This window comes from Chitinophagales bacterium (assembly GCA_020635995.1).
Lineage (GTDB): Bacteria > Bacteroidota > Bacteroidia > Chitinophagales > UBA8649 > JAFMKE01.
In genome coordinates, this window is record JACJYS010000003.1 from 138,705 (window position 1) to 150,000 (window position 11,296).

General features: G+C 35.2%; 9 protein-coding genes and 2 rRNA genes (1 of these 11 running past the window's edge). 4 read left to right on the plus strand and 7 right to left on the minus strand.

Features of this window, described 5'->3' with window-relative positions; all coding sequences use genetic code 11:
• The first annotated feature begins 96 nt into the window (after positions 1–96).
• Positions 97–669: a MarC family protein gene (locus H6578_06400; protein MCB9226779.1), complete on the plus strand. Its 573-nt coding sequence runs from the start codon at positions 97–99 to the stop codon at positions 667–669.
• Positions 669–980: a hypothetical protein gene (locus H6578_06405; GenBank protein MCB9226780.1), complete on the plus strand. Its 312-nt coding sequence runs from the start codon at positions 669–671 to the stop codon at positions 978–980. Before H6578_06400 ends, H6578_06405 begins: the two co-directional genes overlap by 1 nt.
• Positions 981–1,022: 42 nt before the next feature.
• Here H6578_06405 and H6578_06410 read toward each other — a convergent pair whose 3' ends face one another.
• The 3 genes from H6578_06410 to H6578_06420 are packed head-to-tail and all read right to left on the minus strand — an operon-like array spanning position 1,023 to position 3,703.
• On the minus strand, positions 1,023–1,562 hold the full coding sequence (locus tag H6578_06410; protein MCB9226781.1) for an SRPBCC family protein: 540 nt from the start codon (positions 1,560–1,562) through the stop codon (positions 1,023–1,025).
• A 26-nt stretch (positions 1,563–1,588) separates the two neighbouring features.
• Positions 1,589–2,194: a MarC family protein gene (locus H6578_06415; GenBank protein MCB9226782.1), complete on the minus strand. Its 606-nt coding sequence runs from the start codon at positions 2,192–2,194 to the stop codon at positions 1,589–1,591.
• A 39-nt stretch (positions 2,195–2,233) separates the two neighbouring features.
• Complete coding sequence (locus tag H6578_06420) at positions 2,234–3,703, minus strand: aldehyde dehydrogenase family protein (protein ID MCB9226783.1); 1,470 nt, start codon at positions 3,701–3,703, stop codon at positions 2,234–2,236.
• A 339-nt stretch (positions 3,704–4,042) separates the two neighbouring features.
• Here H6578_06420 and H6578_06425 point away from each other — a divergent pair, with 339 nt between their 5' ends.
• Both H6578_06425 and H6578_06430 read left to right on the plus strand, forming a co-directional pair.
• The gene (locus tag H6578_06425) at positions 4,043–5,083 is read left to right on the plus strand and encodes a Fic family protein (protein ID MCB9226784.1); all 1,041 of its coding nucleotides are present in this window, start codon (positions 4,043–4,045) and stop codon (positions 5,081–5,083) included.
• 203 nt (positions 5,084–5,286) lie between these two features.
• Positions 5,287–7,266, plus strand: a complete 1,980-nt coding sequence (locus H6578_06430) for a dehydrogenase (GenBank protein MCB9226785.1) — start codon at positions 5,287–5,289, stop codon at positions 7,264–7,266.
• Between the two features lie 28 nt (positions 7,267–7,294).
• On the opposite strand, the gene H6578_06435 is transcribed toward H6578_06430, so the two are convergent.
• From H6578_06435 to H6578_06450, 4 genes are all read right to left on the minus strand, one after another.
• Complete coding sequence (locus H6578_06435) at positions 7,295–8,209, minus strand: M23 family metallopeptidase (GenBank protein MCB9226786.1); 915 nt, start codon at positions 8,207–8,209, stop codon at positions 7,295–7,297.
• Positions 8,210–8,251: 42 nt separating this feature from the next.
• Complete coding sequence (locus H6578_06440; GenBank protein ID MCB9226787.1) at positions 8,252–8,701, minus strand: heme-binding domain-containing protein; 450 nt, start codon at positions 8,699–8,701, stop codon at positions 8,252–8,254.
• A 269-nt stretch (positions 8,702–8,970) separates the two neighbouring features.
• Positions 8,971–9,078 (minus strand): 5S ribosomal RNA (gene rrf, locus H6578_06445).
• A gap of 117 nt (positions 9,079–9,195) precedes the next feature.
• Positions 9,196–11,296: ribosomal RNA gene (locus H6578_06450) — 23S ribosomal RNA — on the minus strand (it continues 706 nt past the right edge of the window).

Here is an 11,296-nt window from a genome sequence, read left to right on the forward strand (position 1 = left end):
TTTAGTGTGTAAAATTACAAAAAATAAAGTAAGATTTTAACTATAAATAGGTTTACACGTATAATAGTTAGATATTTGCCGAAAATTAGAAATTGAATGAAGTTTGGCGATTTTTTAACGGTATTTTTAACCTTATTTGCGGTTATTGATATATTGGGTTCTATTCCTATTATTATAGATTTGCGTGCTAAAATGGGGGCAATTCGTTCGGGTATGGCTACAATTTTTGCCGGAGCACTTATGTTTGCCTTTTTGTTTTTTGGTACAGCCATGCTTAAAGCATTGGGTTTAGATATACAAAGTTTTGCCATAGCCGGTAGTATTGTTATTTTTATTATTGGTTTAGAAATGGTTCTGGGTATTAATATTTTTAAACACGATAATAGTAAAAATGCCAATCATAGTATTATGCCCATAGCTTTTCCGTTAATAGCGGGTGCAGGTACACTTACTACCATTTTATCGTTAAAAGCTGAGTATGATAATCTCACTATCGGCTTGGCTATTTTAGCCAATTTAATAGTGGTTTATGCCGTTTTAAAAATGTCTAAAGTATTAGAATTAAAAATGGGACCAAGCACATTAGAAATATTAAGACGTATATTTGGCGTAATACTTTTAGCAATAGCTATCAAAATTTTTAAATCAAATATTAGTTTTATAGTATAATGGCATTTGGCATACCACCTAAATATGAACTAAGAATAAAACACGGGCTTACCAAAAAAAGCTGTGAAAAAAAAGTACAAAAAGTATTAGATGCTTTAGCTTATTTGAAAGTAGGACACGAAAAAAACGCCTTTGACTACCGCACCAGAAATGGTATAATGACCATGGGCGAACGATTTTTAGTGTATGTAGGCGAAACCGAAATGCTGGTAATAAGTAAAAGCATTAATCCCGGGCAGTTTATAGATTTTGGTAGAAACAAGCAAAATGTAGAACGCTTTATGGAAATTTATGAGGCTGAGGTAGTTTGAAAGGAAATAAGAAGTTTACTACATTTATTTAATAAAAATAACTTATTCTTCCATTAGCACTTTAAGATTATCTAAGCCTTCTTGAAAATCTGCTCCTACCATTTTATCCATATTCCAAAATAGGAGCATAAAATTCATAGGGTATTTCATTTCTGAACTAAAACCCCATTTCACTTTTGTTTGATTGTCCGAAACAGCTTCGGTTATCATATAAGCTTTATCGGTGGTTTCAAAAGGCTCTATAAAACGCAGTTCAAAATCTATGCGTTCCCCTTGTTTTATGGCTGTAATTTCTTGTGCTCCTTTGCCTACGTTTTTGTTAGTGCTTTCCCATGTATATACCGAGCCTACTTCGCCATCATTGCCGGTAAAAGTTAATTTAGCATTCGGATCCATTTTAGCCCATTTGCTGTATTTTGGTTGGTTTCTTAAATTGCTTACAAAGTCAAAAACCACTTCTTTAGGTTGGTTTATTACTATTTCTCTTTCTACGTTTATTTTTTTATCTACAAACAAACCAATAATAAAAGGTAGGCTTAAAAAAATGGCAAAAGCTATAAGTAAATATTTTAAATATTTCATAATATAATGTATTTGTTAATACAAATCTATGAAAAAAAATCTTTTAAGCCACTTAAAATACTTTGCACGGCATAGCTGGCAAGTATTAAACCCATAACTTTACTAATAACAATTATACCATACTCGCCTATGCGTTTTTGTATGTTGCTTGCCATTAAAAGCATGCCCATTGTTATTAATATTACTAAAAAAACAAGAGTTACTGTAACTAATTGTTGCTTAAAAGTATAAATATGATTGTCGGTTAAAAGCACCACCGCCATAATAGCTCCTGGCGAAGCAATAGAGGGCATGGCTATAGGAAAAATGGTAACGTGCCTATAATCTTTAATCAGGTGTTTTTCAGATTCTGGTTTTCCCTCTCCAAATAGCATGGTCATTGCAAAAAGAAAAAGTATTACGCCTCCCGATATTTGAAATGCCGAAAGGGTAACATTCATTCCTTCTAAAATCATTTGCCCTAAAAAAATGAAAAACAGCAAAATACCAAAAGCAACTAACGATGCTCTTATAGCGATTTTTTTCTTTTCTTCTTTTTTAAAATGTTTGGTGGCTTCTAAATAAACAGGTATAGAGCCAATAGGATCTACAACTGCAAAAATGAAAAATATTGATGAAATTATTCCCGAAATTATCTCCACTAAGCTTTATTTCTTACTTTTTTAATTGTTCTAAAACCACTTCATTGTTATGTCAATCAGTTTTTTTGTCCACTTATTATACGGTGGGTACATTAGCTGCGACATGCCAAAAGGTAAGTGTTGACGCAATACCGATCTTTCGTTACAAAAATCTACAAAACCCCATTTTCCATGGCTTTTTCCTATGCCGGAGTTATTTATACCTCCAAAAGGAAGATTGGTTTGTGTTATATGCAATATAGTGTCATTAACACAAGTGCCACCTGCCGAGGTGTGCTCTAAAATGTAATTAATGTTTTTTTCTTTTTTGCTGAAAATATAAAGTGCCAAAGGTTTTTCTTTTTCATTTACTATTTCTAAGGCTTCGTCTAAACTTTTAAAACCTATTACAGGCATAATAGGTCCAAATATTTCTTCATTCATAATATCTGAATGTGGAGCAATATTGCTTAAAATAGTAGGATCTATAAAGTTGTCATCTTTTTCGTAAGTAGCTCCTGTTTCCACCACAGCACCTTCTTCTATAGCTTCTTGTGTTAGTTCCACTAATCTATTATAATGCTTGCTGTTTACTATCCTTGTCAAATTTCCACTTTGCATTCTTGCTTCTTTGTCTTTGCCATATTTTTTGGCTATCTGCTCTTTCATAGCTTTTATTAGTTCATCTTTTTTACTTTGATGTACTAATACATAATCCGGAGCTATGCAGGTTTGACCTTCGTTTAAATATTTACCCCAAACTATTTTTGTGGCGGCTTCCTTAATGTTTGCCGTTTCATCTATTATAGTTGGGCTTTTGCCACCAAGTTCTAAAGTACAAGTGGTTAAATGCTCGCTGGCAGCTTTCATTATTATTTTGCCCACGGCAGGGCTACCTGTAAAATGGATATGGTCAAATTTTAATTTCAGCAAAGCTGAAGAAACCGTATGGTCGCCTAATATTACTGCCACTTCGCTTTCATTAAATACCTGAGCCAATAATTCTTTTACAGCCAAAGAAGTGTGAGGTGTAAATTCTGATGGTTTCAGCATCGTAGCATTGCCCGAAGCTATAGCATATATTATGGGCGAAATAGCCAAATAAAAAGGATAATTCCAAGGGGTAATAATTAAACAGTTTCCTTTAGGTTCGTATTTTACATAAGCCGAAGAACCAATTAATGTAATAGGTGTATCTACATATTCATCTTCCATCCATTCTTCAAAATGAGCCAAAGTGTGTTTTAATTCAGAAATGGTAGGATATATTTCAGAAATATCAGTTTCTAATGCCGGTTTTTTAAAATCTTTGTAAATAGCCTCTTGTATTTTTTCTCTGTTAGAAAAAATAGCATCTTTCAGTTTTTTAAGTTTTTTCTTCCTGTCTTTTGCAGTAGAATTTTTTAATGTTTGCAAATTTTCTTTCTGCAATTCAAAAACTTCCTGTATTCTTTTTAAGCTATCGTTTTCGCTTTTTGGTACTGAAATTTGTACTTTTTCTTCAACACTTACCGAATCCATTTTATTTCTTTTTCATAAAGATATGCATTTTCAGATTATTAGTATAATTAAAAGCATTTGTAAACAACATTTGTAAACAAATATTAGCATAATGAAGGTAAATTGGAATGGGTGCTGAATAGCCAATTTTAATAGTTAGAGTTCCGAACTTTTTGAAAGTTCGGAACTCTATATTTTTAACACAGATAATGACTTTGTTTTTTATTATAATTAAACCGAAAAATTAGGGCGTAAAATCCTTTATGATTTACCATTGTAGCTCATTAAGATTTAAGATAAAGCTCAATATAGTGTTTTATTTGAGCTTGAATTAGTATCTTTATGAGCTAAAAATGGATAATGATAGATTTAAGAGAAAAACAAATAATAGATTTTATCCAAAAAGCTGAGGAATGTTCCTCAAAAGAGATTTTTGATGAACTTGATTTGTCTGTAAGTTATGCAACTTTAAAAAGATTGTTGGCAAAATTAATATCCTTAAATTATATATCAATAAAAGGTAAAGGTAAGGGAACAAAATATTTGATTTCTCCAACGTATAGCGTGATTCAGCCCATTGACGTTGATAAATATTATGAAAAAGAGATTGATGAAAGAAAAATAAATGAAGGATTTAACTTTCAAATTATAAATGGTGTACTTTCAAAACATAGTGTGTTTACCGAGAGTGAATTGCAAAAATTAAATAGCCTTCAAAAAAAATTTCATAAAAACATATCACAGTTATCGGATAAAGAATACAAAAAGGAGTTTGAAAGATTAGCCATTGATTTGAGTTGGAAATCGTCTCAAATTGAAGGAAATACTTATTCATTATTAGAAACAGAGCGACTTTTAAAAGAGAAAGAAACAGCTGCCGGCAAAACAAAAGAGGAAGCTGTAATGCTTTTGAATCATAAAGATGCACTTGATTTTATTATAGAAACGCCTAATTATATTTATCCTTTAAGTGTTTCAAAAATTGAAGATATTCATAGTATCTTAGTTAAAGAACTTAATGTTGAAAGAAATTTGAGACAAAGGCGTGTTGGCATCTCCGGGACAAATTACAGACCACTTGACAACCAATTTCAAATTTCCGAGGCATTACAAGATTCATGTAACTTAATCAATGGAAAGTCAAACATATTTGAAAAAGCATTGTTAGCGTTAGTTCTTATATCATACATTCAGCCATTTATGGACGGAAATAAGAGAACAGCAAGAATTGTTAGTAATGCAATATTGGTAAACGAAAAATATTGTCCACTCTCATTTCGGACAGTGGATTCTCTTGATTATAAAAAAGCGATGCTACTATTCTACGAGCAAAATAACATATCAAATTTCAAGGAGATTTTTATTAATCAATTTGAATTTGCTGTAAATACATATTTTTAAAAACATCAATGATTACATGAGTTTTTAGTTAGAATTCCGAACTTTTTGAAAGTTCGGAATTCTATATATTGCTTAGTGGTATGTAATAGCACGAACAATGGATAATTTCAATGCGATATTTCATTTAAAATGTTATTCTTGTAAATTTCCTATCTAATATTCATGTTATTCAAGTATTTTTGTAGTAAAACCAACAAAGTAATATGGATTTTTCATCTATAAAAGTTCCTAAACAAACGCAAATTGACTTGTATAAAAATATGCTTTATGCAAGAATGATAGAAGAAAAAATGTTGAATTTGCTCCGTCAAGGCAAAATTTCTAAATGGTTTAGTGGTATAGGGCAAGAAGCTATAGCTGTGGGCGTTACAAAAGCTTTGCACAAAGATGAATATATTCTTCCTATGCACAGAAATTTAGGCGTTTTTACTTCTAGAGAAATTCCATTAGCTAAGTTAGTGAAGCAGTGGCAAGGCAAACCGGACGGTTTTACAAAAGGCAGGGATAGAAGTTTTCATTTTGGTACAAATGAATACCATATTGTAGGTATGATTTCGCATCTTGGGCCACAATTAAATGTGGGAGACGGAATTGCTTTGGCTTCTAAATTAAAAAATGAAGGCAAAATTGCAGTGGCTTTTACAGGCGAAGGAGGCACCAGTGAAGGAGATTTTCACGAAGCGTTAAATTTAGCCGCAGTATGGCAGTTGCCCATCATTTTTGTGGTAGAAAATAATGGATATGGCTTATCTACACCTACAAATGAACAGTATAATTGCCAAAAAATATCTGACAGAGGCATAGGCTATGGTATGAAAGCCATAACTATTGACGGCAATAATGTGCTGGAAGTTTATGAAACCATTAAGCGAAATGCGGATTCTATAAGGGAAAACCCCGAACCTATTTTAATTGAGTGTCAAACCTTTAGAATGAGAGGGCATGAAGAAGCATCGGGAACAAAGTATGTACCAAAAAAACTAATGGAAGAATGGGCAAAAAAAGACCCGATAGACAATTTTGAGGTGTATATTTTAGCAGAGAAAATATTATCAAAAGATGAGATAGTAAATTTAAAAGAAACGTATAAAAAGCAGATAAATGAGCAAGTAGCAGAAGGTTTTGATGCTCCGGATATTGTTCCAAATATAGCAAATGAAATTAATGATGTTTTTAAACCATTTAAGCAAGAATTAATAACTCCAAAATCTGATAAAAAGACAGTAAAACGAATGATTGATGCTTATTCAGATGCTTTGTACCAAAGTATGGAGAAATATGATAGTTTAGTTTTAATGGGGCAAGATATTGCAGAATATGGTGGTGCGTTTAAAATTACAGAAGGTTTTGTAGATAAATTTGGCAAAGAACGAGTTAGAAATACACCTATAATGGAATCGGGCGTTTTAAGTGCCGCTTTGGGCATGAGTATTAAAGGCATGAAAACTATGGTAGAAATGCAGTTTGCCGATTTTGTGAGTTCGGGATTCAATCCAATAATTAATAATTTAGCAAAATCATATTACCGTTGGGGGCAAAATGCCGATGTAGTTATACGCATGCCCACAGGTGCAGGCGTGGGTGCCGGGCCATATCATTCGCAGAGCAATGAAGCGTGGTTTTATCATACACCGGGATTAAAAATAGTATATCCAAGTAATCCGTATGATGCTAAAGGTTTACTAAATGCTGCAATTGAAGATCCAAATCCTGTTATGGTTTTTGAACATAAGGCTTTGTATAGAAGCATAGAAGCGGAAATTCCTGATGATTATTATACTGTAGAGATAGGTAAAGCTATTTTTAAAACCAAAGGCAAAGATGTTTCAATTATTACGTACGGAGCAGGTGTGCATTGGGCTTTAGCATTAACCAATAAGCATGAAAATGTAAGCGTAGAAGTTTTAGATTTATGTAGCTTAATACCTTTAGATTATGATGCAATAAAGCAGACCGTGCAAAATACAGGAAAAATAATAGTACTTAATGAAGATTGTTTAACAGGTAGTATAGCTTCCGATATAGCCGCGTGGATAGGAGAGCACTGTTTTGAATATTTAGATGCTCCTGTTAAGAGAGTAGGAAGTTTAGATACGCCTATTCCTTTTTCTAAAGCTTTAGAAAATCAATTTTTACCTCAAGGCAGGTTAGAGGAAGTTTTTAGGGAGTTGATTGAGTATTAACCGAACTCAGGTTATTAGTAACGGTATTTTAAATTTCATCTAAAAACACTACATCATTAAAATCTTCGGCTAAAAAAGGCAAATCTAATAAAGATTTTCGGGGATATTCCTTATCATAAATATTTACAAATTTAGTGAAACGCGTAGGGTAGTAATTCATTTCAACTAAAAGTTCAATTGCTTTGTATGTTATATTTTGTATAGAGTTTATTCTATCTACACTACTTTTAGTTATGCAATAAGACAAGGCTAAGTTTATTTTATCTTCATTAAATATTGAAGGGGCAAAATCACTTTCATAGCTGTTAGTGGATTTAGGCATATTATCTTCACGCCAAAGAGATATATTGTTTTCAAAAGCGAAAGCTTCGGTTGGTTTGCCATTAAGCCATGTATTAAAATGAACGTGAGGAATACCAAAGGGGAAAGTACTCGCTCCGTCTAAACCACTATAGCCGGATAATGCTATTACTTGACCTCTTTTTACTTTCTCGCCCACTTTTACTAAACTTTTTGCTAAGTGGACATAGCCTGTTATTAAGCCATAACCATGGTCTATATGTATTTTTAATCCACCACGATTAAATTCTCTATGAATTTTTAAAACAACTCCGGGTGCTGCTGTACAAACTTTTGTTCCTACCGTAATGGCAAAATCAATAGCATTGTGAGAGTTGTAAGCTAAACTCTTTCCTCTAAAATCTCTTGTTTGTGTTTTGGCTACAGACCAGCCGTTTTCTATAGGAGTAGGAGTATGATTAAACAAGTTAGAAATAATAACCGTTTTTTCTAAATAAGGTTTCCCAAACCATAATTTTGGTGATATTTTAGGGTGTAATTGTTTTAAACTTGATAAATCAAATTTAGAAGAAGGAACATCTTCTGCTCCCATTAAAGCAATTTTAGTTTCTTTCAAGCTTTTGTTTAACGGAGAAATCCCCATTATTTCACTAAAAAGCCCTAATCCTTTTATTTTCACTTCATTCTATTGAGCTATTTTGCTCATTTCGGCTTTAAAAAAGCCAATAAGTAAATCTTGCTGCTCTTGGCTCAGTTTAGCATCTTTGTGTATTAAAGTATAAGAACTTAAAGGCATTTCGTTTTTTTCAATCATTTCTACACATTCGTCAAGCTTATGGTGCTTTTTCTTGGCATCATAACCATCCCATGCAGAAAAGTTAAGATGTTCTTTACCTTCATCTATATGTCTTTTTAAAAACCAGCTAACAGGAGCTATATTATTATACCACGGGTAAACCGTATTATTAGAATGACAATCAAAACAACTTACTTCAAGTATGTTACTAATTTCATTACTTGCAGAGGTAGCAACTAAAAATTGATTGCTTGTTTCTGAAGAAATATTCTTCTTAATTGGCACAAACTGAATAGCAACTAATAAAACTACTATTCCTATAATTATTTTCTTTTTCATAGTTATTAGGGTTTAATAATGAACTTATACCAACACAAAATAGTCTAATCTATTTTGTGTTTTACATTGGTAAATACCGTTAGAAAATATATTTAGTACAATGAGGCGTAGCCGATATTGGACTATTATATATTCCTAAACGGTATTAAATATAGCTAATATTTTTTGATAATTAGTTGTATAGTTAAAAATAAATTAAGGGGAAGGGAACAAAAGTATAAAAACGAAAAAAGCCCTTTGTAAAAATATACAAAGGGCTTTAGAAAAGGATATGGCGATGACTTACTTTCCCGGCTTGCCAGTATCATCAGCGCGATAGTGCTTAACTTCTCTGTTCGGAATGGGAAGAGGTGTTTCACTATGCTATAATCACCATAAAGAGTTTACCGAATATTTAGCTATTTAGCTGAATAGCTTGTTCGCTTATCAGCTTATCTACTTTTTAGCTATATTACTATCGGTATTAATAATTTATGACAAATTGAAAATTAAGATTAAAAAAGCTAACGAGTAATTAGTAATGTTCGGCTTTGATGTTACCACCTTTACACCTACATCCTATCAACGTCCTCATCTCGAACGACTCTTAAAAGAAATCTCATCTTGAAGTTGGCTTCGCACTTAGATGCTTTCAGCGCTTATCCATTCCAAACATAGCTACTCTGCAGTGCAGCTGGCGCCACAACAGATACACCAGAGGTTTGTCCAACCCGGTCCTCTCGTACTAGGGTCAGCTCTTCTCAAATTTCTAACGCCCGCAATAGATAGAGACCGAACTGTCTCGCGACGTTCTGAACCCAGCTCGCGTGCCACTTTAATGGGCGAACAGCCCAACCCTTGGGACCTTCTTCAGCCCCAGGATGTGACGAGCCGACATCGAGGTGCCAAACCTCCCCGTCGATATGAGCTCTTGGGGGAGATCAGCCTGTTATCCCCGGAGTACCTTTTATCCTTTGAGCGATGGCCCTTCCATGCGGAACCACCGGATCACTATGCTCTACTTTCGTACCTGCTCGACTTGTTGGTCTTGCAGTCAAGCACCCTTATACCATTATGCTCTTCGCACGATTACTAAACGTGCTGAGGGTACCTTTAGAAGCCTCCGTTACTCTTTTGGAGGCGACCACCCCAGTCAAACTACCCACCACGCAATGTCTCCTTTCTTAGATTAGACTTTAAGTAAATAAAGGGTGGTATTTCAAGGACGACTCCACCTTGCCTAGCGACAAAGCTTCGTAGTCTCCCACCTATCCTACACATCATTTACCCAAAGTCAATGCGAAGTTGTAGTGAAGGTTCACGGGGTCTTTTCGTCCCATTGCGGGTAATCGGCATCTTCACCGATACTACAATTTCACCGAGCTCGTGGCCGAGACAGTGCCCAGATCGTTACACCATTCGTGCAGGTCGGAACTTACCCGACAAGGAATTTCGCTACCTTAGGACCGTTATAGTTACGGCCGCCGTTTACTGGGGCTTCAGTTAAGAGCTTCGCCTTACGGCTAACCCCCTTCCTTAACCTTCCAGCACCGGGCAGGTGTCAGACCTTATACTTCATCTTGCGACTTTGCAAAGTCCTGTGTTTTTGATAAACAGTCGCCTGGGCCTATTCACTGCGTCCCGCCATTGGCGGGAGTCCTTTCTTCCGAAGTTACAGGACGAATTTGCCGAATTCCTTAGCCACGGATCACTCGAGCGCCTTAGTATACTCTACTTGACTACCTGTGTCGGTTTACGGTACGGGCCGTTATACTCGCTATTTCTTGGAAGAGGCTTCATATCTTCGCTTCGTCCGTAGACTAGGCTCAACGTGCACTTCCGTCCGCACGTAGATACTCCACTTCTCCGTCACTTTTATTGTATAACAGGTACAGAAATATTAATCTGTTTGCCATCGGCTTCCCCTTTCGGGTTATCCTTAGGACCCGACTAACCCTGATCTGATTAGCATTGATCAGGAACCCTTAGTCTATTGGCGTCCAGATTTTTCATCTGGATTATCGTTACTTATGCCTACATTTTCTTTTCTAATCACTCCACCATACCTTACGATACAACTTCTATACGATTAGAATGCTCCCCTACCTCCCGCAGTAATGCGGGACTAAAGCTTCGGTACTATGCTTGATGCCCGATTATTTTCCGCGCTCGATCACTCGACTAGTGAGCTGTTACGCACTCTTTAAATGAATGGCTGCTTCCAAGCCAACATCCTAGCTGTCATAGCAATCAAACAACGTTTTTTCAACTTAGCATAGATTTTGGGACCTTAGCTGTTAGTCTGGGTTGTTTCCCTCTCGGCAATGGGCCTTAGCACCCACTGCCTCACTGCTGGATATATTTTACGGTATTCGGAGTTCATCAGGGTTTGGTAGGCGGTGAAGCCCCCTAGCCCAATTGGTAGCTCTACCTCCGTAAAACTTAACTCCAACGCTGCTCCTAAAAGCATTTCGGGGAGTACGAGCTATTTCCCAGTTTGATTGGCCTTTCACCCCTACCCACAAGTCATCCGGAAGCTTTTCAACGCTTATCGGTTCGGTCCTCCATTCTGTGTTACCAGAACTTCAACCTGCTCATGGGTAGATCACAAGGTTT